This is a genomic window from Bacillus sp. ISL-78 (assembly GCF_018613455.1).
Taxonomy (GTDB): domain Bacteria; phylum Bacillota; class Bacilli; order Bacillales; family DSM-1321; genus Peribacillus; species Peribacillus frigoritolerans.
In genome coordinates, this window is sequence record NZ_JAGGQC010000045.1 from 40,358 (window position 1) to 65,221 (window position 24,864).

17 protein-coding genes and 1 pseudogene are annotated in these 24,864 nt (G+C 35.2%); 13 read left to right on the plus strand and 5 right to left on the minus strand.

All coding sequences use genetic code 11. The features are described from left to right. Positions 1-409 precede the first annotated feature (409 nt). Positions 410-2,596, plus strand: a complete 2,187-nt coding sequence (locus J7I96_RS26485) for an extracellular solute-binding protein (protein ID WP_214922437.1) — start codon at positions 410-412, stop codon at positions 2,594-2,596. 231 nt (positions 2,597-2,827) lie between these two features. Here the strand turns inward: J7I96_RS26485 and uhpT are convergent, their stop codons facing one another. Together uhpT and J7I96_RS26495 are read right to left on the minus strand one after the other, a co-directional pair. After that, positions 2,828-4,246 (minus strand): hexose-6-phosphate:phosphate antiporter, encoded by a 1,419-nt coding sequence (uhpT, locus tag J7I96_RS26490; protein WP_214922439.1) that lies wholly within the window; start codon positions 4,244-4,246, stop codon positions 2,828-2,830. A gap of 135 nt (positions 4,247-4,381) precedes the next feature. Then, positions 4,382-5,218, minus strand: coding sequence for a 5'-nucleotidase, lipoprotein e(P4) family (locus J7I96_RS26495; protein WP_214922441.1), 837 nt, complete (start codon positions 5,216-5,218; stop codon positions 4,382-4,384). Positions 5,219-7,231: 2,013 nt separating this feature from the next. On the opposite strand from J7I96_RS26495, the gene J7I96_RS26500 reads away from it, so the two are divergent. From J7I96_RS26500 to J7I96_RS26510, 3 genes are all read left to right on the plus strand, one after another. After that, positions 7,232-7,531, plus strand: a complete 300-nt coding sequence (locus J7I96_RS26500; protein ID WP_251025476.1) for a hypothetical protein — start codon at positions 7,232-7,234, stop codon at positions 7,529-7,531. Positions 7,532-7,769: 238 nt separating this feature from the next. Next, positions 7,770-8,180, plus strand: coding sequence for a hypothetical protein (locus J7I96_RS26505; RefSeq protein WP_214922443.1), 411 nt, complete (start codon positions 7,770-7,772; stop codon positions 8,178-8,180). Next, complete coding sequence (locus tag J7I96_RS26510; protein WP_214774434.1) at positions 8,167-8,757, plus strand: hypothetical protein; 591 nt, start codon at positions 8,167-8,169, stop codon at positions 8,755-8,757. Before J7I96_RS26505 ends, J7I96_RS26510 begins: the two co-directional genes overlap by 14 nt. Positions 8,758-9,352: 595 nt before the next feature. On the opposite strand, the gene J7I96_RS26515 is transcribed toward J7I96_RS26510, so the two are convergent. Together J7I96_RS26515 and J7I96_RS26520 are read right to left on the minus strand one after the other, a co-directional pair. After that, positions 9,353-10,996 carry a helix-turn-helix domain-containing protein gene (locus J7I96_RS26515; protein ID WP_214922445.1) on the minus strand — a complete coding sequence of 548 codons (1,644 nt, stop codon included), beginning with the start codon at positions 10,994-10,996 and terminating at the stop codon, positions 9,353-9,355. Then, the gene (locus tag J7I96_RS26520) at positions 10,996-11,481 is read right to left on the minus strand and encodes a hypothetical protein (protein ID WP_214922447.1); all 486 of its coding nucleotides are present in this window, start codon (positions 11,479-11,481) and stop codon (positions 10,996-10,998) included. The genes J7I96_RS26515 and J7I96_RS26520 overlap by 1 nt, the downstream gene beginning before the upstream one ends. A gap of 1,402 nt (positions 11,482-12,883) precedes the next feature. On the opposite strand from J7I96_RS26520, the gene J7I96_RS26525 reads away from it, so the two are divergent. After that, complete coding sequence (locus J7I96_RS26525; RefSeq protein ID WP_214922448.1) at positions 12,884-14,008, plus strand: hypothetical protein; 1,125 nt, start codon at positions 12,884-12,886, stop codon at positions 14,006-14,008. A 1,056-nt stretch (positions 14,009-15,064) separates the two neighbouring features. Here the strand turns inward: J7I96_RS26525 and J7I96_RS26530 are convergent. Beyond that, positions 15,065-15,967, minus strand: a complete 903-nt coding sequence (locus J7I96_RS26530; RefSeq protein ID WP_214922450.1) for a hypothetical protein — start codon at positions 15,965-15,967, stop codon at positions 15,065-15,067. A gap of 729 nt (positions 15,968-16,696) precedes the next feature. Here J7I96_RS26530 and J7I96_RS26535 point away from each other — a divergent pair. The 8 genes and pseudogenes from J7I96_RS26535 to J7I96_RS26565 all read left to right on the plus strand — a co-directional run bounded on the left by J7I96_RS26535 (position 16,697) and on the right by J7I96_RS26565 (position 24,768). After that, the gene (locus tag J7I96_RS26535; RefSeq protein ID WP_214774423.1) at positions 16,697-17,947 is read left to right on the plus strand and encodes a ParM/StbA family protein; all 1,251 of its coding nucleotides are present in this window, start codon (positions 16,697-16,699) and stop codon (positions 17,945-17,947) included. A 57-nt stretch (positions 17,948-18,004) separates the two neighbouring features. Further along, positions 18,005-18,478 (plus strand): hypothetical protein, encoded by a 474-nt coding sequence (locus J7I96_RS26540; RefSeq protein WP_214922452.1) that lies wholly within the window; start codon positions 18,005-18,007, stop codon positions 18,476-18,478. Between the two features lie 470 nt (positions 18,479-18,948). Then, on the plus strand, positions 18,949-19,077 hold the full coding sequence (locus J7I96_RS28535) for a hypothetical protein (RefSeq protein WP_285292109.1): 129 nt from the start codon (positions 18,949-18,951) through the stop codon (positions 19,075-19,077). A 367-nt stretch (positions 19,078-19,444) separates the two neighbouring features. After that, positions 19,445-19,696, plus strand: coding sequence for a transposase (locus J7I96_RS28935; RefSeq protein ID WP_214922454.1), 252 nt, complete (start codon positions 19,445-19,447; stop codon positions 19,694-19,696). A 171-nt stretch (positions 19,697-19,867) separates the two neighbouring features. Next, complete coding sequence (locus J7I96_RS26550) at positions 19,868-20,053, plus strand: hypothetical protein (RefSeq protein WP_214922455.1); 186 nt, start codon at positions 19,868-19,870, stop codon at positions 20,051-20,053. Between the two features lie 255 nt (positions 20,054-20,308). Next, the gene (locus J7I96_RS28260) at positions 20,309-20,458 is read left to right on the plus strand and encodes a GNAT family N-acetyltransferase (protein WP_251025475.1); all 150 of its coding nucleotides are present in this window, start codon (positions 20,309-20,311) and stop codon (positions 20,456-20,458) included. A gap of 812 nt (positions 20,459-21,270) precedes the next feature. Then, entirely contained in the window at positions 21,271-22,890 is a 1,620-nt protein-coding gene (locus J7I96_RS26560) for an amidohydrolase (RefSeq protein WP_214922457.1), read from the plus strand. Positions 22,891-23,343: 453 nt separating this feature from the next. After that, positions 23,344-24,768, plus strand: a pseudogene (locus J7I96_RS26565) (IS4 family transposase). The last annotated feature ends 96 nt before the right edge of the window (positions 24,769-24,864 follow it).

A 24,864-nucleotide genomic window follows, 5' to 3' on the forward strand; every position in this document is an offset into this window, starting at 1 on the left:
ATGGCTTTTCTGGAGATACGATTTATAAATGGGTTAAAGTACATTTCATATCTTGTTGTATTTTCAAAATATTTCCCTTAGACTTCATCAAACCATAATATTGAAGTAATTCAGAAGGTTCGTCTAATAAAAGGATTAATAGGGGTATCTTTGTGAAATAACCTATCATACATCTTGTTGAATGATTGAGCTATATGTTTTTTGATAGTTAACGTTTTAATGAGTCAGTCCTCCCCTTGGACATATACTTCCCCCATCTTATCGACAGTTTTTTCCATATCAGTTCTCATTAATTTTCACTCATTTTTACTGACAAACATTCTTCAATACCTATGAAATTAGTACCAGTAATTATTTTCTTTTATTTCATTGTTATAATAGAATTAATTACAAAGGGGGATTTAACAAAATGCCTACTATAAAAGATATTGCTAAAGCTGCAGGAGTGTCACATGGTACTGTATCAAATGTTCTAAACGGCCGAGGAAATGTAAGTGTAGAAAAAATCAAGCTTGTAGAAGATGTAGCAAAAAAAATGGGTTACCAAATAAACGCTCGTGCAAAATCATTAAGAGCAGGTAGTACTAAAACAGTTTCTTTAATATTACCTAATATTTCTTCTGAACAGTATAATAAACTATATGTCGCAATAGAGAATACTTTTTTTAAATATGGATATTCCACTACTTTATATACCACAAATGATCAAAAAGAAAATGAACATTCTATTCTTGAAGAAATTGCTGCTAATCGAGATTGTGCAGTCATAGCTGTTTCCTGTTTAAGTAATGCAAATGATTATTATGAACAATTAAATATTAATCATGAAAATATAATTTTTGTTTATCGCAATGTAAAAAACTCAATAAAATTTGCAAGTTTCGATTTTGAAAAAATTGGAAGGTCAGTTGCAAAAAAATTGAATGAAAAGAAATATCAAAAGCTAGGGATATTTACTGACTTAATTGAATATACTTGCTCAACTGATTTTAAAAAGGGATTTATGAGTGAACTTTCAAAACGAAATAAGAAATTAAAATTTCTAACTATTTCTGCTACTCATTCAACAGCGTATAAGAATGCTTTTGACTTTTTTGCTGGAGATTTATTAGATGTTATTGTCACTACTGATATTGAAAAGGCTCGATATATAAAGAATGCCCACTTCCTAGGCAATACAGGTAAATGTCCAGAAATATATAGTTTATCCGATTCAGACTTTCTTATTGAAGATTTAATATACAAATATCATATGAATTATCAATTACTCGGAAAAGAAATTGCAGAGACCATTATTAAAAATGAATCTAATGAAGAAAAAGATTATTCACCAATTATTGTTGAGAATAAAGGTTTTTTATTTGATATCAAAAGAATAAATAATCAATTTTCGGATAAAACACTTAATATTCTTACTATCCCTAGTCCTACAACTGATGCGTTAAAAAAAATAATACCTCACTTTAAAAAAACAACAGGAATTGAAATTAGATTAGCTGTTTATTCTTTTGAGGAAATTTATGACATTTTATCAGATATTGAAAATCACAAACATTATGATATTATTAGACTCGATATGGCGGGCTTATCATGGTTTGCAAAAAAAACACTAAAGCCTTTAAATTCTTTAAACACAGAGATAAATGATTTACTATCAAATTATCCAAAGGACCTAATTGATAGATATTCTCTTGTTAATGGCATAACATATGCAATACCATTTGATCCTAGTATACAAATGCTTTTTTATAGAAAAGATATTTTTGAAGACACAAAAGTTCGAAGAATGTTTTATGAAAAATATAAACGTGAATTAAAAACGCCCTCTAGTTTCAATGAGTTTAATCTAATATCGGAATTTTTTTCTCAATCAAAAAATCCAGAATCTCCATTATCACACGGATCATGTATTACAACAGGAAATACAGAGATTATAGCGTCAGAGTTTTTATTACGCTATTATGCTGAAGGTGGACGAATAGTTCAAAATAACAATACACTATCACTAACTAAAGAAATAGCAAGTAAAGCTTTACAAAATTATATGGATAATTTAATTATAGCGAAAAATTTATCAGCTAAGTGGTGGGACGAGTCTATTTCTCTATTTTCAAAAGGTGATATAGCTATGATAATTGTTTATATGAATCTTTTTTCAACTATAGCACATAGTGCGATTTCTCCTTTAATTGGCTTCTCATCAGTACCAGGTGATAAACCATTACTAGGAGGGGGATCACTAGGGGTTTCCAAATTTTGTCAAAAGGACAACGAAGTTACAGAGTTTTTCAAATGGGTGTATACTAATGAAATCGCTGAGCAGATTACTTTATTAGGCGGTACTTCTGTAAATGATTTTGTATTTAGCAATCAAAATATAATGACACAGTATCCTTGGTTAAATTTTGCAAATGAAATGGATTATAAAGGTGTTAGAGAATCTTCCTTTAAATCAGGTCAAAATTTTAATTTAAGAAAAGTTGAAAAAATTATTGGGTTAGGGATCAAAAATGCTATTAACAATATTATGAAAAGTGAAGAAGCAATTGATTATATAAATTCGAGGTTGTCTGAAAATGAATTTTTTGAACCTTAAAAAAAAACCGTTCTAATGTAAAAGCACTCAGAACCAAGCATCATTTCTTTCGAGTTCAAAATCAACAAACACAGTCAAATAATTTATAGAAGAATTTTTGATTTTAGTCAGAGTTCACTTATCGATGAACGAATATTATCATATGTAAACCAATACACAAAAACAGCCTGTCTCCGATTGAGTTTTCGAAAAAAGGCTGTTTTTGTGTATTGATTCAGGTGCTATTTTAGATTAGACCGATTTTTTTATACTTGTATTTAATTTAGTCTTTTTGTTTTCTAATAATCTAATTTTCTTTTCTTCACCATAAGATACAATTAATAAGGATATAACACCTAAGAACAATGCGGCATAAAAGACAATAAAAGTATCGCTCCAACCGTGTAATGTCAAACCAACAATTGATAAGCCACTTGTGGTAGGGTCTGCAATTTTAGCTAATCCAACTTTTGCTATTGAATCTCCAAACAAATATCCAAATGTTCCACTTAATCCATTTGTAACTGTTGTTGCTTTTTTGGGAGCGAATCCAACAATTGATACAGCAATTAGAAGCTGTGGTCCAAATATTAACACACCTAAAACAAAAAGAGAAACATTAACCATCAGTTCACTTGTGGCATAACGGTAGCCTAGTACAGCAAAAGCAGTTAGAGATAAACAAAAAACTGCTACCAAGGCTCGACGACCTTTTAATAAATCAGAAATATAACCCCAAAGTAAACTACCTACAAGAGCCCCTATTTCAAAGTAAAATATTGTATTTACAGCGCTCTCTGGACTGAAATGTAAATGCTCAGTAACATATAACGGAGCCCAATTATCAATACCTATGCGAACAATGTATACAAATACATTAGCCACACATAAAGTCCAAATCCATGGATTTTTCAGAACATACTTTACAAAAATTTCTCGTTTTGACATTGATTCAGATTCAATATTTTCTTCTTCAATAGGCTCATCAAAAATCTCTTCACTACGATTCCATCCTAATTCTTCAGGATCATCTTTACCAAAAAATAAACCGAAAATACCTATAATCAACGCTATGATTGCTGGAAAAATAAACATGCCTACTACATGTCCATTAAAAAATACATTAGCTCCCCATAAAGCTATGACTCCTGCAATTGCACCACCAATATTGTGTGAAGTATTCCAAAACCCAAGAAAACTTCCTCTTTTTTCAAGTGGCGTCCATCGAGAAATGGTTGAATATGAAGCAGGCCCTCCAGTAGATTGAAATAAACCACTGACTCCCCACAAAACCATAATTATCCCAATGGGTGATCCTCCCGCACTCATTGATAAACCAATACCTAAAACCATAATAGCTGATAAAATTAAAAGAAAAGAAATAATTCTTTTAGTATTTCTACCATCAATAAAATAACCTAATAAAGTTTTACCAATACCATAGGTTATGGAAAAAACCAAACCAATGTATCCTAATTCGCTTGTTGAAAAACCTAATTGCGATTTTAATAAAGGTTGAGCAGCCTTAAAATTATTTCGTATTAGATACATTGCCATATAGGAAAAAAAAACAACTAAGAACGCTTTCAAAAACTGCTTCAACCAGTTTTTGCGTTGAAATTCAATAGAAATATTAGAATCTTTAATTCTATCAATACTAAAAAAACTCAAAAAAACTACCTCCCCTACCTGTTCCCTTCACACTAAAAAACGGGAAGTGGTTTGGAACATGTCTGTACGTCCGCTAATTAGAAAATGTAAGAAGCCTTGGGTCTCAATAATTCTAATTCATTTTTATGTTTTGGTTCACTTCACGAAATATTGCAAATTCTCTTTGCGTATTTGCACTTTCTGTTGATTTGTTTTGTCCTTGAAGTCATACAGTACATCTTCCCAGTCTCCATACATCGGATTTGGAAAAATAACAAATTTACTACCAAATTTGTCTTTCTCTTCATTCACTATTTTATTTCTCTCCTCTAGAGACTTCCCCTTGAAACCAGGAAAATCTGATAAATTATCACCGAAGAACAACAAAATGTCATGCGACTGGTCAACCCGTTGAACTCGGGATTCCTTTCCTTCTTTATTGGGTTCACTCAGTAATACATGTTCCTTAGTTGCTTGTGGAGCTCCAATCATCTTTAGATTTTTAATCGTTCGGTCTAGTCGATTAGATTTCCGGTTAGAAATATAGTAAATCTCCACTCCTTTTTCATTTGCATAATTTAGGAAATCCACTGCTCCTGGAAGTGCTTTTGCACTTGCGTTCTTTACCCATTCATCCCTTTTATACGGGTATCCCTTCCCTGTTTTAACCACTAACGCGTGCCATGGGCTGTTATCCACCACTGTTTCATCCAAATCAAGTACTATAGCTGGATTTTGACTTACCTCTTTCTCCAAAACCTCATCCAGTTTCACTTTACCGAGACTATACCCTTGGTAGTACAACGCTTCTGCTTCCCCTGAATTCTGATACCATAAAACAGCCATGACAGATTCTTCTCCATACCTTTCTTCGTTCATTTCTTTTTGAGGTGCGGGCTGCGCTTTTGTTTCGGATTGGCTACTGCATGCGGTTAATGAAAAGAACACCATCAAAACTGTACCCATACCTAAGAACTTTTTCTTTTTTTTCATAACGACCTCCAAAATTTTAATTTAAGTTTTTTCATTAGACATTAACTTAAACTTTTTAGAAATGTAACATGAACAGAATGATTTCGATTCTAAGTCACATTTTGATATCACTTCTCCGTCTTTTTCTCCAGCACTACACTTTAGAGATAAACATCCGATGAACTTTCAGAGATTAAATCCAAATAAATTAAGAATTAATTTTTTTATGATAAAGTCAGATGTCCAACGAGTTAAGACATATTAAGTCTGAATATTCACTCTTTTAATCCCGAGTTCTCCCTAAATGAATGCTAATATTCTAGATAGATTTTAAGCAAGCTTAATTTTCCAAGTTAAAGCGAAGAAAAAAGTAGCGAGTAAACAAATTACAAGAATATAAGTAAGACCTTCATCCTCATACTAATTATCAATATAACCTATCGCCCCTATCGCGAATGTTGCTCCAATAAGATAGGCAATTAATCCGCAGCTTTTCGTATAGCCTTTTGGGTACCAAAGCCAGAACTAGAAATCATCTTAACAAACGGTCTTATAAATAAAGAATCTAATTGCAACTAAGCAATATAGCCAACTAAAAATTTATTTTGATCTAATAATTAGGTAAACAATTATTTTCCTAGCATGAAGTTTACCCCTGTTAGTGCACGCCGTTCACGGAACACTCTGGCTAAAATCTAACCGCTTAGTACTGTACCTAAAATTACTTCATACTCGTATAAGGAATGAGCCCTTTAGTTATCTTTTATGAATATAAGTGAAGACATTCCACTTCCCAATTACCGAATTATTAGAAAGCAAAAATTGAGTTCAATGTGTCGGCTCATTTCCAAATTTAGATACCTATTCCCCCCTTTTCAACACCTATAGTTCTAAAAATAATTGCCCAATGCTAAACAGAAAGCTACAATAATCGCATTCGTTTCTTGAATAAAGTATTTATTGGAGTAGTTACCATTAATAATTAATTCTATGTTCATAAGCATAGATTCCTATTTTGTCTATTCAGAACCTTATCAGGTACGTACTAAAAAAAATCCACCATAGAAATAATTAAATTATACTTTTAACATCGAAACGCCAAATTGTTAACGCTTTCTTAAATAGAATTTTAACACTTTATTGGAACGTGTCAATATTAAATGGATAATAATGTTTTAAATACTTATTTTTGTAATTAAAAACTTGGATTTAACCATATAGGGGTTTGGTACGTTTAAAATTAAATCATCTTTTATTTGAAGGGATGCTCTTATTTTGGATAGATGTCACATGGAACATAAATAGAATACTAAAAAAGCGGTCCGCAACTTTAACAGTTGTAACATATAAAACTTTTTTAACAATGTTTCCAATAACTGCTTTGATCACATTTTTCGTACTGATATTTGTCTATAAAATAACTAAAATAATAAACTTTTTTCATTATTCGCTCTTTTCAAAATTAATTAAACTAGGTATTTGCTTAGAACCACCCTTACAAAATTCGCAATATATACCTTACAAGCTTTATGACTATGTTAACTTTTTCCTGATAACAGAAGGACCCCTGGTAATTTCATTAATAAAATTAAAGAATCCCCTTTTAATAAATTGGATATATTTAATATTTTTTAACAATAAATCCTACTATGTACGAATAGGGAGCAGTTAGTTTTGGGGGATGTTAAATTCTGTATAGGATAGAAAATTGGGTCTGAAACTAAACTACGGAGTTTTTGGGGTTAGAAGGTGCTCAAGCAACTATATTGTCGAAACAAAAGTACTTTGATTTAAAGAAAACTAGTCCGTTTCTCGTCCATTGAAATCCATACTTTGGCTATTACAAGAAAAAACCTCATAACTTTATAATAATCTAATCTAATCTAGTCTATTGTACAATTCCAAATACCAGTTTAGACTAAACTAGTTTAATTATTTCCAGATCAAACTAATTTTCTTGTCCGATGATATATGACCAAATGGCATTTTAACCAGAGGACGTCCATATACTATTGGTAAAAGGGAGGCAGGAAAATGGTGTATAGACCTACCGTAAGATACCCCGATGCTTATAAAAATTATATAGAGAATGTTTATAAAGCGACCGATCTAGATCGAAATCAAATTATCCGTTTAGCCTTATTTGTCGCCGCACATTCAAAAGAGTATAAAACTATCCTCCAAAAACATAAAATTGCTGACGTCCCTCTCCCCTGCCCGGATTGGGGGCAGGATGAAGATGGTTACTGGAAAGATCAAAACTATATAAAAAAACAGAATCTAGCTCCATTTAAAATCACTGAACAGGGTGGAATTAAGATTATTTTGGGTTAATTATTTTTTTTTAGATTCATTTGTGCTCTTTACGTAATGTAACGTGGATGCCTTATTAGCAAGCTTTTCAGCCAGTTCTTTTGATATATTTTTACTCATTTCGTATCACCTCACTTAAAAAAAGCCTTGCCACAATTCATAGCAAATATACCTCCCTTCACTCTTGGGATTGCATAACGACGTAACCAACTGACCAACCAACCCAAAGAAAAAGACGATTTTGAAAGGGGAATAACAAATGGGAAAGGTTAACCATTTAAATCCAGTTCTCTCTTCTTCTAAAAAAAAAATGATTGAACCACAAAAAAGAAAAGTTCGTTCGGATAAGCTGCATGACATAAAAATTCCCGTAGACGAACGCGTGGACATAATATTAAGAAGGGAATCCCGACGATACTGGAATGGCTCTAAAACAGCCTTGGGAACGGAAATACTGTTATTTGGACTTGAAGAGGTGCTCGTTTATCCTGACGTCACCTATACAGACCAAAATTACACAGTTCATTGCAAAGTAAATCATGAAACTTATCAAAAAATAGGCGATTATGCGGCCGTTTGGAAATGTAGCGTTCGAAAAGCAGCTCATCGAATATTTGTAGAAGCATACAATAAAAAACAACTAGGGGGCGTAACCGATGGGGAAATATAGCCAAGTCAATCTTATAGATGAAGAACTATCTTTGATCGGATCATCAAACTTTATCGGAAAACTTCTCCATAAAGCAAATAAATCTTCAACTGTCATACTGAGTATAGAAGTTCCCTTGAATCTATTTTTAAGAGCAGAAGTTTTCTGTGAAGATATTCAAGACCTATCAGACATGCATTTCGAACAAAACGACTTAATGAATCTTTTATATAATGACTTCTTACTTTTTGCGAAAAAAAATCCAGATTCAAGGGCCTTATTCCGATTGCTCACCTCATTGGATAAATATGCTGATAAAAATTCAAGACTTGAAAAGTATGGTGAATCTACCTTTAAATTAATCCATATAGATAAGAATCAAGAAATGAAAACATTGAATTTACGCATGAGAAGGAAATTCGCCTTGCGTGGAGAGGTGTTGCTTGCCGATATGGAGGAAGTTCAGCCTGAACATGGCTACACACTTGAGAAAGTATTTGAGCTTCTTTATATAGACTTTATTGATAAATTTCGAAAAGGTGATCATGCGGGCGTCATAGAAAATATCCTGCGCCTGCTTGATGATGAAACCGAATAGAATATATCCGAAAGGCTAGGGAAAACATTTGAAGGGGAAAATCGATTAATCTCAGACTAAATTTCAAAATATGAACTAATGCATTCACAATGCAATTCGCATAGGTATGAACTTGTATAAGTTTCTCCAAGCTCATTACCTATGTTTTTTGGTGTTCTGCACTAGCCCCCTTCGTTAAACCAATAACCTCTCTTCTATCTTTTCACAGTTTGTTGCTGCTATGTAACATTAACCTTTTGCGGGAATAGTATATTCCGAGCAAGGCAACCTAGTCACCAATAGCACTTTCACCAGCGATCCTTGCTCTCTGCTTCAATCACAAAAAATTTTAATGTCCTGAACCTTTTTTGCTTGTTCAATAAACTATAAACGTTCTATTGATTCTTGTTTAAATTATTTAAAATCATCCCTTGAAACACACATTTCACCATAAACATTCAATGCCATTTTTTCACAAGCGAAATAACAGATCCTTCATACACCCTGCATGATTTATATCAGTGCAAAATAAAATGCCTTTATCTTTATTTCTTGAGGTGATGCTCCGCATGATATGTTAGAAAATTCTCAAAAAAAATAAGCACCTTTTTGATGCTTATTTTGCATTTAACCACTCTTTCATCTTTTCTAAACTAACTGTATATGGGCGTTTAATTAGATTCCTTTCATACCTGGACAAGGTACTATGGGAGATTCCCATTTCCTTAGCCGCCTCAAAAATGCTTAATCCCCGATCCGTTCTTTCCTTATTTATCGTTTCAGGAGAAACTTGCTTTTCTTCAACCATCTCCTTGGTTGCACCAGTCTCCCTGTCCGTCATCCCCTTCAACATAGTTAGAAAATTGTGCTGATCCTCGATCAATAATAAGTCCTGGTCATCTCCCATTCCCGTGATTTCAGTAGGTGGGATGATTTGGACACGTGCCCTCAACCAAGTATTCGCGAACCAATTTCTCTCCTGCTCAATTTGTTTCTCTAGGTTTTTTTCCTTATAGCTCCACCCTTTAATGATTCCATCCTGTTGCAGGGTGTCCAATATTTCCTCAAATTGTTCTCTAATCCTTGAACCGTATCGCGGATTCACGTCCAAATCCATGACTTTTAAAAGCCCTTTGTCTCCCCCAATATGATAAGCCCTGAGATAATCTGCACTCTTCTGGCGAATCCTCCACTGCCAGGACAGGTACCTGGATAACCGTTTATGGTACTTTTGTTTAATTGGATGGTATTCTAGCGTCTTTAATGCAAGCAGCCCACTGCTCCTTTGGGAACCGTATAAAAAGTTTGCGAGCATTTCCCCTGGTCGAATGCTGCATTCATAAATACCAATCGGGTTATCCCCCCGATAGGCTACCGTCACGCTATCCACCAAAAACAAGGGATTAAACTGGACTTGTCCAAGTTCTTCAAAATCTCCCTGGTCCTCATTAATGAACCTCAAATTCTCTTTTTCAATTCTTATCCATATCGTTGTGAGAGCGGCCAACCTTTTCATGATATCATCACGTTCTTTTTTTCGATAAGACATTTGATATCCGTCTAAATCTTCTTTCCGACCTTGCAATCTCCTTAGATTCAAAGCATCATCCGTATGAAAATGAATCATTTGGTCCTTATGAGTAGCCTGTTGCATCCAAAGAATCGAGACAATATCAAAAATATCTGCGGTTAAGTCGTCCATCGACGTGATGGCTTGAGAGGTGAGATTTTTCCATTGTTCGATGGCTACATTGGATTTCATCATCAGATAATCATTTTCTGCCCTCACTTGAGCCGTCGCTTCTAAAGCCCTCTCCGCAATCCTCGCAGTAGGAATATCAGTCGTAATGTCGAATTCATTTTTACTGATGGTCTCCCTTAATTTATGAAATAATAAGGCCGAACCGGACTCAGCAAAATTTTGATTCAACAAGGCATTTATCACTTCCCTGTTGTTTGACTTTGGGGAATGTGCTGAATTCTCTTCTCCTATAATCTGTATGTATGGAAGGACAAAATCTCTAATTTCTTCTATGTAATCATCAACCCATTGTTCCATTTCCTCGAACTTCAATCCATAATTTTTCACCAAGCTATCCAAAATCACAAAAAATGCTTTTAATGTTTGGCTAGGCTGGTAATCATCTTGACCGGACATAAGATGGTTGATATCCATATTCCAATCGACAAAGAGTTGAGGAAAATCCGGGAAAATCGTTTTCATGACATTCAAAAATTTCGTTTGCAGGGGTTGTAACATTACTCTTTAACCCACCCTTCTTTTGTCGACTCTATGTCCTCAAATGAGTACTGTTGGATGTAATCTTGAAAAATAACGGTTTCCAAAATACCCAAATCGTGCAGAAAGCTAACGGACTCAAAAGAAAGGAACTGAACGATCGGATTTTTTTCTAAGATGGCATTTTTCAACTGTTGAATGTCCTTTTCCTGATAAAGAATATAATTTCCCATCTGTTCTTTAATGTCCATAGGTGAATAGATTGTATCTTTGAAAGGTTGATTACGCATACATTCATAGACCATCTCATCTTTTATATAATAAGTCCTGACACCAAATTCTTTCCCATCCTTAAAAAATTCGATTTGTTTTCGAAACCATATGGGACCACTGTATAAATGGACCACTGGTTTAGGAAGCACGCCACGCAGCTGATAGGTGGAGACCTTTCTCCGATCCCATCCGAGAATTTCCCCCACCTCTTTAACTCCTACTAAAAAATCCATCTAGGTTCCCTTCTAATCTAGTAATATGGTAATTATGAGTGAGCATTGTTGCTTTTGTCAACACACGGTTTAAACGTGCAACTTTTTTTATTTTGACGTTTCCTTTCACAATGTGCACAAAAAACTTCTTTTTTGTTCACTTGCAATATTTCCCCTTTAAACTTGCGAAGCGCATCAGTTCACCAAAGGGGATGCTTTTACCCATTTGCAAGCAGAATGAAAAAACGCATAAACAATCGCTCCTGCGCAAGTTGGGCACTTAGTTTTTTAAATTGCGCTAGCGTCCGAAAGTATAAAGTGTGGTGCCCGTTGATCTATTGGCTGCCTTCTTGGCTTCCTGCCGGAAAGGCTCTAAGAAGGTTAGGCTTGCGACGCTTCACCATTGGGAATGCAACTGATAAAAATAAATCAAAAAAGCAGCAGATTGGATACTCTCCATAAAATTGCTACTTATCTTTCCTTTGACGTTTCCTCTCACAATGTGCACAAGCCTGATTATTGAACTTCTATTAAAATATAGGTTCTTTACCTAAAGCCTTGCATAAGGAATCCCCTCTGGTCAAATAAAAGGGAATTGACGTTTCCTTTCACACGTTATTGTGCAAGTTTTACGATTTTAGTTCGATTATAAATGGCTTTTTTCATTAGATTGTTGATATACCGGGGATAACCTCCTCCCTAAATGATTAAAGCATGACGTTTCCTTTCACAATATGCACAGCATTATATAAGATTGCAACTTTTCCTTCAATGGGCGTTTGCTCTCACAATGTGCACAATGATAAGGGGATGCAAGTTTATATCCGTTAACAACCTCCCCTAAGCTCGGCTCTTTCTTGCATCTAGCCTCAGCCATAATAAGCTGTGCAACTTTTTCAGGTTTGACGTTTCCTTTCACAATGTGCACAATTCTCCTTTTTTGAATTGAGATTTTTCCAAACATTTTAATCAACCAACCTTTTACACCCCTAAATCACCAACAAAAATTCAGCAAAAGTGAAAAGCCCAAACAAAATAGTGCCTAAATTTATCTCTTTTTGTTCTAAAATGAAGAAAAATGACGTTTGCTCTCACACAAACTTGCACACGTTTCTGTGCAAGTTTTTTTATTCTTTTCCATTTATGGATGGACTATTTCATGAAAACATTGATATATCAGCGTTTGTCCTAATGTGCTTATCTATTAATTCATGACGTTTCCTTTCACAATATGCACAAATGGTGTGAAAAAATGACGTTTCCTTTCACACAAAAATTTTTAGTGTTTTTTTCAATCCCTTGCCCCCCAAGGGATGAGCACATGTTGTGCAACTTTGAATTTCCCTTAATAAAGGACAGCATTTCCTGTTTTTCCATTCTGCTATAATTCAAACTAGAAAAATAGACGTGAGGAGGGCCTAAAATGAAAGAATCCAGAATAAGAATCGATGGTTTTAGAATGCATCACGCCATCTTAAAAGAATTCCATTTTCTTCGTGATCAGTCATTTGAGCGCCCTCCTGCCTCTGCCTATGTCGTATATATGACCATGTTAAACCAATTACAAGTAGAACAAAACCAACGAGGCATACTTAAGGAATATAATCTTTCTTACTGGGCAAAGAAACTTGGAATCTCTTATTCTACCCTTTGGGGAGGAAAAAAGTTTTTAGAAGATCATCATTTTGTAAAAGAGGAAATCCACGAAGAGTTACCTGTTATCATGTTAAAAGATGTTGACAAGTATAATACACCTGAACTTAATGGTGTATCTCTCAACTACCTAATCATACCGCACGCCCTTTTTGAAACGAATATTTTAGCGGAATTCGTACGTACCTCGAACCCAGAAGGTATCGAACTACTCTTATCCTTACTTAACCAGTTCCGGACTGGTCTGTCTTTCAGCAAGACAGGTGAAATGGAGAAAATAAAACAAGAACGGACAATGAAGACACTTAAACTTCAACTAAACAAAAATGCAAAAGGGGTTCGTAAAACTTTAAGCGTTTTAGAAGCTCTTTTTTCCATCGAATTCACAGGGATGGAGATTCGTGGCAAGCAAATATGGATAAAAAAAGCCTCCTTTTCCTTGAAGCCAGAATGTGTGGAAGAAAACACGGATGAATTCAATGTCAACTCACTCATGGCGAAACTATCAAAAGAGCTCACCTACTTCTTTGATGGACATCAAATTAAATTTAAACCAAGAGACCAAATCGATGTCATGATTTCCTTTAAGCAGGAAGTAATGAAAAAACTGAATTATCTTATGGATGATGAGGACTATGAAAGCTTCACCATACGTGATCGATTCATGAAAAACTTCTTTTTACAAACAATGGATCAGATAGGAATTCATATACATACAGAAAAACAACGAAAAGGTTCATTCCATTTCTACTCGATTGGCGCCTTTTTCAGAATGGCCTTTAGAAAGTATCTTCCTGGGGCCTTAAAAAAGATTCCTTATGAATTAATCCATGAAGCCAAAATCAGGGAATACACCAAAACCGGTCAAACACCAGAGCTACACGGTGTAATTTAATAGATTAACCAGCCTTGTGAAAAAATAAGACATTCACAGGGCTATTCGAATATACTAAAAAAAAAATAATGAGGTATTCCCTTAAAACAAAAGTCTTTCCTTCCCTCTTCTGTCACGATTTCTGGCAGAGTTTTCGAGAAGGATTATTTTTTTACGCCTAATAGATTCCGAATGTAGCCTTGTGAAATAGTGGATATTAAAAATACCATCCTGTGAAAATGTAAATAGTTAAAAAAAAGCCTTGTGTATATGTGACTTCTTTTACATTCTATATGTGGGAAAGTGGAAACTCTGTTAAAACCACTCTTAGGAATGGCCAGAACCCTTGTCCCTCAATGGATATACATAACAATTGAAAAATGCCTATCACTTCTGTTTCTTTTATTAAATCTGTTTTCTCTTATTAAATTTGCCTTTTTATTAAATTTGTTTACTTACGAAATAAATCACTTTAAACAGAATTTAAAATATTAGATTATTAAGAATAATGTACTCGATGTAAAACAATGTGACTTTCAAAAATTACATATTGAAAACTAATGAAAAGATTAATCAACCATATTAGTTAGATTAAGGTTCATTTATTATAAATTTTAAACAATCACCAGAATAACCTTCCAATTAGTTGGGGCGAGCTTAAAACGGCACCTATGAACATTCAGCATAAGTGAAATGAGCAGCACTCTATAACACCTTTCACGAAATCGCTTTTCACCAAAAATTCTGTAAGTAATACCTAAAAAAAGAAAATACTTTGTAACAAAATTAGACCACCCAAGACGGTGGCCTAAATTTATATCATTTTCCTGCATTCAACGTATTTAAATAAGGGGCAAGGGCCCTTTGCCCCTCTTAATTGCTATATAGCTCTACAGAGCTCATAGAGAAGCTATAGACCCTCATTGATCTTCACAAAGCAATAGGACACGCTTATTCCTAATTTCACTCTACAAAATGAAATGTTAAATATCCAACTTCAAGCAAGCGTACTACATATAAAACTTTGGGAGGCTCCAATTTTCCTCCTTAATAGACCGAAAAAATAAAAAAGAATCATTAATCTCCCATAGATTGTTCTAATACTTCCCTTTCATTTGTTAGGAGTGCTGTTTCAGATTTTAACCTTTTTTCTAAAGCAAGTGATTCTTCTTCAATTTGACTAATCTTCTGCCTTATTGTGTTAATTTCATCAATGAGTTCCACTTCTATATGATCAGCTTTGATATCCCTTTCATCCACTAGTATTTCAGATTCTATATTCAGAGTATCTTCTGTATTTTTTTTTGCAAAGAAAGAGAAAAAACCTGTACTTTTCTTTTGCTCCAAACTTTTTCGTAACACATTCGCTGCTTGTCGATCCATTTTTCGATTTAACCGATGATTTTTAATCTTTTCTTCTATAACTTCAATTTGTCTTTGTCTATCAGCTATTCCAGTTCTCCTTCTCAGCAACTCCACTTCAATTAGATTGATTGTGTTTTGTAGCGTGAAGGTTCTCATCATTACATTCTGCCTTCTATCAAATTCCGAGAATAATTGATCTAAGGTATCCTCGTTATATTTACTCCCTTTTGCTTTTCCACCATTTTGTTGAGGAATCGATTTTAGCGATAACTTAACTTGAATATCGGAAATCGTTTCTCCCCTCTCAATTGCCAGTAAAGTCATATGGATTTTAAATACAGTGAGAAATGGCAAACGCTTCTTTCTACCTTCTACATAAATCTCTAAGTATCCCTCTAGCATCCTAACGTAATACCTTAGCGTGGAATTAGCGATATTAAAAATCTTATCGGAACAATCGGTAGTTGAATACATGGCATTGGGATCCAACTCTAGTATATCTTTTTTGAATAGTTTGGCACTGTATTCCTTATCAAGCACCAACGAAGTGAATAAAGCATCGTCACGAAGTGCTTCTATAATGAAATCTTTATTAGCCTGGACTCTATTTGACACGATAACCCTCCTCTTAACGCTAGTTTAACTATAGCTTATTTTTATCAACCTATCGCTAAGCGTCAATTTATCTGTATCTATAGTTTACCTACTAGATAAAGACTAATCAACTAAGTTTGTTTGCTTTAATAGAAATAATTAACGATTCCTTCTAATTTAATCTAGACTAGATTAAATTAGAAGCACGATAATAATAATAATAACCAGTCTAGTCTAATCTAGTTTATATTTCCGGCGAGTTTCTTCTATATTTCTTACGTTAAATAACCGATAACGCTAATCTAGCGGTAGAATACAACAATATACAATTATTAGCGTTAATATACGGATGATAATCTCATTTCTAAACCAATCTAATCTAGTTTAGTATGGTTTGTATGGGAGTGAATTCTCTTATACAACCAACGTTAAATGATCGATAACGTTAATTTGACGATAAGTAGCAATAACGCGGAATAGTTTAGCGGTAAATCGCGGACAGTTATCTAGTGATAAAAGAAGTCAAAAATTCGATAACGCCAAATTGTCGGCAAACATATAGTTAAAATGACATAACCGTTCGTAGAGGTTGTGTTAAGCGTTGAGATAGCGCTAATTTACCGATATAATATTGGCGATGGAATATCGATAACGCCAATTTAGCGCTAGTTTTTCGTTGACTTTAATAGGAAATCTCTATATATTGGATAGTAAGTAGACTAAACTAGATTAGTCCGAAGGAGGAAGATCATGACAAAACTTGATTTTTTATTTAAAGAGGATTATTTAATTGCAGGAGTGGATAGTGGGAACATTTCTAATAAAATTACATATATCGATCAAAAAGGAAATGTTGTTTCATTAAATATCGCGAGTATTATCGGGGAAAACGCGGAAACGACTGCAGAAGATATGCCAGATGAAAGCGCAGATAAATCTTTTCCTGATGATATGATTCTTCATTTACATATTAAAAGTAAAGCCTTACCAAAGAATCGAACAAATGCTTATTATACAGTAGGGGAATATGCTCAAATTTCAACGAATGACAAAAATAATTTAAGAGAAACCAGCAGTGATGCTAGAGATAAATTAGGGAATGAAATCCATGTAGTAACAACTTTAGCGGGATTAGCCTTAGCTGCTTGGAAATCAGGTAAGACCAATAAGGTAGACGTTCCATTGAGTTTTGGGCTTCCAATAGAAGAGGCTAAACAGGCGTCTTCCGAAAAAATCAACTTATATATGGGGGAACATGAAATTACAGCAATAAAAGGACCTTATAAAGGCAAAACTATAACCATTAACATTACGGATGTTCAGCTTAATGTAGAAGGCGTAACGAGCTACTTGGCATTGGCTTTTGATTTAGTGGATGGGGAAGTGGTGGAAACTGAATTTTCATCACAAATCCATGATGAGTTTGCCATAGCTGATTTGGGAGCTGGAACATTGGATTTAGCTCTTTATGATGAAAATGGTTTAAATTCAACTAAATCTACAAACCATCTGATAGGTACAAATAAATATATTGATTTAATCATGAAAGAAGCAGCGGAACTAAAGGAATTCGACAGCATAAGGGCTCGGTTTGAAAGGGTGAATAAAACTCCTAAGATTTCGTTTACACGTGAAGAATTCATGAGGAAGTTCATCAAGCCGGAAATCGATAAAATGGTTAAAAAACCTAAATATTCTCCTGTCTTTAAAGCGACATGGCAGTCCAAAACAGCAGATATCACAAAGATTGTAGAAAAATATACAAAACAATATGCTGAAGAAGTGAAAGATAAAGTCATCCGGTATTTTGTTGATACAAACGTTGGGCAAATGATTATCGTCGGGGGAGGACTTCTCTTCGCCTATCAATACCTAGCGGAACTTAAAGAAGAAGATTGTCTGTTTCCCCCGAATATCGATCAAGCCAGTTTCTTTACAAGTAAGGCATATCTCTTGAAAAATATTATTGCTGAAATTGAAAAACAATCAATTGAAGCATAAAAATTCAAGGATAGGAGTAGCATCTTCTTTTAGTTGTGATACAAGGTGGTGGTAACGTTGTCCAATAGAAAAATCACTCCAGGTCGGGGAATTCAATATACCCCAAAAACCTCGATAAAATGGGCTAATGAATTTAATGAGTTGGTAGACAGCTTTAAAAGCAGAAATGAACTTATTAGCGCGCTTATTGAAGATGGATTAAAGGTTCGGAATGGGTCTTATAAAGAACAAGGTATATACCTTCCACTAGACACCTTTGCGAATGATCAATTAGCACTTTTGAAAACCGAGGAAGGGCAAAGGATTCTTTATAATATCGTGTCTTTAATTGTAGGGAATCCCGAAGGGACGGCGCTTGCCCAGCAAATGGTGCAGCCGGTATCCCATAAAAGTAAGCCAGCTTCTTCACCAATCGTTCCATCTGAAGCGCCAGTGAATCATGAAGAAGATGCTAAAGAAGGTAAGGGTCAATCAAACGAAGCCCTTTCTAAACTATTGAAGTTGGGGAAGATGACCAATTTAAAAGGGTAAAACATTTTTTATAAATAGAGCTCAGATATATGTAAGAGGTTGATACAAAAAGGTCGTTGAATAACGACAAATTTGAATCAACCTCTTTTTTTTGTTAATCTTACTCCCAAATCAAAAGCAAAGAGCCCTTTTTAACTGGAATTTTATATATAGGGGGTTCCAGAGAGTGACTGGATCTTTAAACGAAGTGCTCAAAGCATAGACGTACCATTTCATATTCGAGGGTGTTGTCGAAAGTTGTATGATAGTAATACTGGAAAATGTAAGCGTTCTCTTTTATGATTGAAACAGGCGAATGGCGTGTGTGGCCATCATGGTATCTTGGCGTAGGCGTGGCGCTAATACTACATTTTTAAAAATGTGACTAATTAAAAAAATTACTTTTTCTAAAGGAAATGTAATGAACTTCAAAAAGGGTGAGCGATTAAAGATCTGGATGATATAAAAAGTAAAGTGAAGGGGAGGAAAAGATGGAAGAAGAAATTAAAACCCCATTTGTCAATTTTATTCAGGAAGATCGATTTGAACTAAACTCCTATCTTAATTATTTATTTAACCAATTTAATGAATATGTTCCAAAGCATTTGGGCGACATTTAGATTCTCGAACAATAACGATTTTTGTTTTCTTTCTTCTTAAATAAAGGTTTTTACAGTTATGATCTTAAAAATCTTAATTAATCAGATCTAGCGGTTGATCTAGCCAGAAAAGAAAAGATTAAGGATTAGTAAAAAGGATAATAACAACACTAAAGTCTCAAGAATGCCAACCAGAAAAGTTAGGGTTATATGGCTACGAATCCTATAAAATGGTTCATTTTTTTTAGTTTTTTGGTTGATTTTATCAATAAAAGGAATATCGCTGGTAAAGAGAAGCGTCAAAGGTATTGCAATAGAATCAAATATCACGTGAGTTTCTTGCAATATCATATTACCTTTTTCGCAAGACATTTCAGGTCTCTACAAGATGAGGAAAAGACATTTTAAAATAGTGGAAATGGATATCAGGGAGTGCAGAGTGTATTTAATCATCCATTGTAAGGCCATTCATTATATACCCAATATCATGAAAGCTCATAAAGGGGGTTCAGCACGGTTCTTGTATAAGGCGTTTCCAGAAACTAAATTAAATTACAAAGGGTACCTATGGGGACAAAAGTATTTGATCGCAACCGAGGATACGCAACTGATAAAATGGTTCAGCGGTATATGGATGTAAACAAGCCCATTCAGAATTAAAGTGGGGTGATGATTTTTTCAATTTTCACATGTTTTTATGAGAAATGATTCGATTGAAAGATCGGTCAACGATTCCATGCTTACGATTGCTGACTTTATTCTACAAATGATTGAACAGTCTAAACAAAAAAGTTTAGATAGGAAAAGTCTCATGAACCAGGAAAAGATGAGTTTGAAACAAGATTCCACTTCTTGGTCAACCAAAGAAAAGACAGAGGCTGAATATGAGCTATATTACACCATGATAAAGGAACATCACCCTCAGTTATTTGAAATAAAAGGGGATTCCATTGAAACATTCCCAGTCGATAAGGAAAAAAGTGTTTTTTCATCCTGAAGGATAAAGGTGCGTATTTCGGGGTCTATAAACAAGAATCTAAGGAAGCGCACATCGTCACACCAGCATTTTCAACCAAAGAGGATATGCTTCAAAAAACACTTGGAACCTCTCAATTTGAAAAGTTTAGAATGCACTCATTCTTCATTGTGGATAATGGAAAAGCATTCTCCCTCCATGACAATAAACAACTACGGCTAAATTTAGCAAAATCTTATAAAACCCTAACAACTTAAAGCAGATAGAATAACAGTAATGAATGACCTTTATGTAGTCAAAGAATTTAGAGAAACAGGTGTAGCTCAAGAACTATTTAAAACTTGTGAAAACTATACTAAAGACAACGGCTATGTCCATATGTCATGGATAACAGCTACCTATAATTTTCCTGCTCAACGCTTTTGAAAAAATGGGAGGAATTCGTGGTGATTGGTTAATTTTTTCCATTTAATATCAGGTTGATGCCAAAAGATTTACCTTTTAATAAGGGGAATAATGTTGCTCATTGAATATAGTAAATTATTTGTATATAACAACAACTACTTACAACACTATCTCGTATAATGGTGAAATTAAATACACTTGTTCCTCAATAGGAAGCAATTGTTGAATAATTAAATCCCTATTTCTCATTTATATCACTGAGAGATTGGGATTATTTAATACTAGAATATCCTTAACGGTATAAATCCGCGTTTTGCTGGCGGATACCCCATGCCCATCAAGTTAGGGTAAATTATTGCCCCAAAAACGAAAAAAACGCTATTCTTTCTGTAATATGTAGAAAGGATGGTGTTTTTTTATGTGTCACGAGGTTTCATGTGAATACCTTACAAAATTGTCTTTATCTATAAAAAAAGAAACCCTAAAAAATGGGTTCCAGACACAATCATTTTTGGGAAGAAGATATATATTCGTGGGCGGTAATTGCAAATTTAATTGCCTGGTGTTTATGAGATTCTATAAAGTCATTTCGCAAGTAGTTCATACAATTTCTGAATCCTATGATAAAGTGTTTACCGAACGATATAAAGATGTTTCGCCGTTTCTTTTTTCGAAACGTTATATTGTAAATAAACTTTTGGTTCGGGTGACCAGAATAAAAAAATTAATACGAATTTTCGTAGTATAACATTTTTTATTCATTACTCCTCCCGCTATTACTTTGAAATCCGTTTAAATTAACACTTGTGCTTAAAAACGGTATCGTACATACGATGGAAAAGGAACAGCCTACCGCTGAAGCGGTAGCTGTCAAGGATGGCAAGATCATCTATGTTGGAAAAACTGCCGGTGTGAAAAAATATGTAGGCGATAACACGAGAGTCATCGACCTGAAGGGAAAAATGGTTTCCCCAGGCTTTTTAGATGGACATACCCACGTCCCGGGTCTATGGACTTCTAAGCTATTTGCTGTAGACCTTACAAATCTCAAAACGAACGATGAGTACGTCAAGGCAGTGGCTGATTTCAAAAAGAAGAATCCTGATGCTAAGATCATCACTGGTCACGAGTGGGCAAACGGACTATATGAACAATCAGATAAAACCAATCCCGGTCCAACCAAGGAAGATCTTGATAAGATCGTTTCTGATATCCCTGTCCTTTTAAAGTCCATTGACGGACACTCGACTTGGGTAAACTCCAAGGCGCTTTCAATGGCAGGCATAACAAAGGAAACAAAGACTCCTCAGGGCGGTCTAATCGAGCACAATCCTGACGGTTCGCCCCGTGGTGTTTTACGCGACAGTGCAAGAGATTTAATTACCGATGTACAAGCTTTGTTTACAATAAACACGGAGCAATATAAAGAAGCAATCTTGGCATATCAGGATGAAATGCATAGCTTTGGCATGACTGGTGTGGTGAACTTGAGTGATGAAAAAGGTGCGATTATCGATGCACTGGCGGAGTTGGAAAAGGAAGGCAAGTTGACGATGCGAGTTGCCAACGCCATTAACTTCAAGCCAGGAGATCAACCGGATGAAGCGGTTAAAAAGATGCTAAATGCTCGAAAAACATACAACTCAGATTGGCTGCGAGTCAACACTGTTAAACTGTTTGCTGACGGTGTAACTGAAGGGAAGACCGCTGTCTTCTTGGAGCCTTATGACCGCCATGCCGGAATGGGTGAAAACCACCACGGCGAAGCTATTTGGAAACTGGATGAATTCAATAAGATGGTTACTGCTCTTGACAAGGCAGGTGTTCAGTTGCATGTTCACGCTATCGGCGATGGAGCTGTTAATATGGCGCTTAATTCCTTTGAGAATGCTGTCAAAGCCAACGGAGTACGTGATTCCCGACACACGATCACTCATGTTTCTTCTATCAAGGACAGCGACATTACACGTATGTCAAAAATGAAAGTGATCGCCAGCTTGCAGCCGTTCTGGTTCTATAAAGATCTGTATTACCATTTGGAAAAGGCGATGATCGGCGAGAAACGTGCGTTGGGTATGTATCCTACTCGAAAGATGTGGGATGAGGGGACATTCATCACCGGTGGCAGCGATTACCCTCCAACACCAGACTATCGTCCACTATTAGGCATTGAGACCGGTGTCACACGAAATAGCCCTTACCCGGAAGAGCAAGATAAGGACATGGTTCGTAATCCTGCCCAGGCGCTTACTGTTAACGAAATGCTTCAGTTATTCACAAAGAACGTTACTTTCGAGATGCACCGTGACGACTTAGGCTCCATCAAGGTCGGTAAGAAGGCCGACATGGTAGTTCTCGGTCAGGATATCACCAAGGTGAACCCTAAAGACATCTCTGAAACGCTGGTTAATTATACGATTGCTGATGGAAAGGTTGTTTACAAAGGGAAATAAAGTCATATGTCTACATATACCGTTTACATTGTAGATGCAGGAATCTGAGTTCCTTTAGGCCACTGACAAACATTTTTTGTCAGTGGCCTTCGTGTGTTTAGGTATGGTTTATTTGATTATGGTAACAACTGCTGACTACTTAATAATACGAAACATTTAAAAAAATTTTTTTCAGAAAACGTTAATGTTCCTTTATCTTCCAACGTTTCCTGTAGCATATAGGTTCAGACATTTGGTAACCTGTATAGACATAATTTTTGGCATGCCTACTTTTCCTCACTCGCTAGTTTTGAAACAAGGATTATTTCGTATCTAGTCATTTACGTTGTTAGCTTGATGGGCATGTGGCGGGACCCCATGCCTATCAAGCTAAGTTAAAATTATACCCTTAAAGAGAAAAAACGCTATGCTTATCGTAAGAAGTTTACGAGAAAGGATGGTGTTTTTTAATGAATCCCTATCATTTCAAATGAACTAAATCTTTTCGCACAAGAGCTACAATACTTTTTTATCTCCAATAATCCTACAAGATATTTCCAAACAAGTTGGCTTTGTTCAGCGATCTAGTAAGTATCAAGCAAATGAACTCATTGCCATTTGCGTATGGCTCAGTCAGGAAATCGCTAGCACATCACTTTACACAATTGTGCAGTCGGTTAGAAGCTTCCACCGGGGTACTAATGAGCCCAGAAGGACTGAATCAACGCTTTAATCCAGCAGCTGTCGCATTTCTTCGAGAAGTCTTTACTTCTCTTCTCACAGAAAATCTCTGTTCAAATCAAACGCTTACTGCACACATGATTTCTACTTTTAATCGTATCCGTATCATAGATGCGACAGTGTTTCAACTGCCTGATCATTTTGCCACTGATTATCAAGATTCAGGTGGGAATAGTAATATGGCAGTGAAAATTCAATTGGAATATGATTTAATGAGTGGTCAATTTCTTAACGTGCAGCTTGGACCAGGAAAGAATAATGATAAAACATACGGTACTATCTGCCTTGAAACTGTTGAGGCGGGTGATTTATGTTTACGTGATCTTGGTTATTTCGATTTAGGAGACTTACAAGCCATTCATGATAAAGAGGCTTACTATATCTAGCGGTTAAAGCTAAATACACGTATTAATATCAAGAACCCTGAGCCAGAATACTTCAACACTGGCACGTTAAAAAAGCAAACCGAATACATTCAGCTTGATATGACACAAATGATGTCTAGTCTAACCCCTGGTGAAACGATGGAAATCTCCGAGGCATACATTGGCCAAAATCAGAAGCTCCCAGCACGTGTCATGATTCATCGTTTAACCAATGACCAAACGCAAACACGCTTGAAAAACCAAGAGGTACGTGAAAAGAAGAAAGGCATTGTCATGAAGGAGAAAAGTAAGCGCTTGATGGGCATGAACGTCTATATCACGAATACATCGCCAGAAGAAGTTCCCACTGATTATGTCCATTCCCTCTATTCCCTGCGTTGGCAGAATGAAATTTTATTTAAAACATGGAAGTCATTCTTTGAAATCGATGAATGCAAAACGATCAAAAAAGAACGCCTTGAGTGCCATTTATATGGCCAACTCATCGGCATTCTCCTCTGTTCTTCTACAATGTTTCAAAAGCGACAGCTTCTGCTTGAAAAGAAAAAGCAGGATTTGAGTGAATATAAAGCGATTTATGATTAAAAATCACTTTCCGTTACTGTTTCAAGCGATAGCAGTTAGCACAGAAGAACTTTTGAAAATTCTACATCGTCTTTATCAGCTGCTCAAAAAGAACGGTCGTAAATGTCATCGGTATAAGAGGATGACCGTCTTTGATATTTTAGGGGTTGTGTATGAAACGACAGTGAAGCACAGACAAGCTGCCTAGTGAAAAAATCGCATTTTAATATGCTTCTTTCGCATGCCTACTTTTCCGTCACTCTCTAGTTTTAAAACAAGGCTTATTTCGTATCTAGTAATTTAC

What these genes read in the sequence shown, in the direction of transcription:
- J7I96_RS26485 (WP_214922437.1), top strand. Translation starts at nt 410, where the DNA reads ATGCCTACTATAAAAGATATTGCTAAAGCTGCAGGAGTGTCACATGGT.
- J7I96_RS26495 (WP_214922441.1), bottom strand. Translation starts at nt 5,218, where the DNA reads ATGAAAAAAAAGAAAAAGTTCTTAGGTATGGGTACAGTTTTGATGGTG.
- J7I96_RS26500 (WP_251025476.1), top strand. Translation starts at nt 7,232, where the DNA reads ATGGTGTATAGACCTACCGTAAGATACCCCGATGCTTATAAAAATTAT.
- J7I96_RS26505 (WP_214922443.1), top strand. Translation starts at nt 7,770, where the DNA reads ATGGGAAAGGTTAACCATTTAAATCCAGTTCTCTCTTCTTCTAAAAAA.
- J7I96_RS26510 (WP_214774434.1), top strand. Translation starts at nt 8,167, where the DNA reads ATGGGGAAATATAGCCAAGTCAATCTTATAGATGAAGAACTATCTTTG.
- J7I96_RS26515 (WP_214922445.1), bottom strand. Translation starts at nt 10,996, where the DNA reads ATGTTACAACCCCTGCAAACGAAATTTTTGAATGTCATGAAAACGATT.
- J7I96_RS26520 (WP_214922447.1), bottom strand. Translation starts at nt 11,481, where the DNA reads ATGGATTTTTTAGTAGGAGTTAAAGAGGTGGGGGAAATTCTCGGATGG.
- J7I96_RS26525 (WP_214922448.1), top strand. Translation starts at nt 12,884, where the DNA reads ATGAAAGAATCCAGAATAAGAATCGATGGTTTTAGAATGCATCACGCC.
- J7I96_RS26535 (WP_214774423.1), top strand. Translation starts at nt 16,697, where the DNA reads ATGACAAAACTTGATTTTTTATTTAAAGAGGATTATTTAATTGCAGGA.
- J7I96_RS28535 (WP_285292109.1), top strand. Translation starts at nt 18,949, where the DNA reads ATGGAAGAAGAAATTAAAACCCCATTTGTCAATTTTATTCAGGAAGAT.
- J7I96_RS28935 (WP_214922454.1), top strand. Translation starts at nt 19,445, where the DNA reads ATGAGGAAAAGACATTTTAAAATAGTGGAAATGGATATCAGGGAGTGC.
- J7I96_RS26550 (WP_214922455.1), top strand. Translation starts at nt 19,868, where the DNA reads ATGAACCAGGAAAAGATGAGTTTGAAACAAGATTCCACTTCTTGGTCA.
- J7I96_RS28260 (WP_251025475.1), top strand. Translation starts at nt 20,309, where the DNA reads ATGAATGACCTTTATGTAGTCAAAGAATTTAGAGAAACAGGTGTAGCT.
- J7I96_RS26560 (WP_214922457.1), top strand. Translation starts at nt 21,271, where the DNA reads ATGGAAAAGGAACAGCCTACCGCTGAAGCGGTAGCTGTCAAGGATGGC.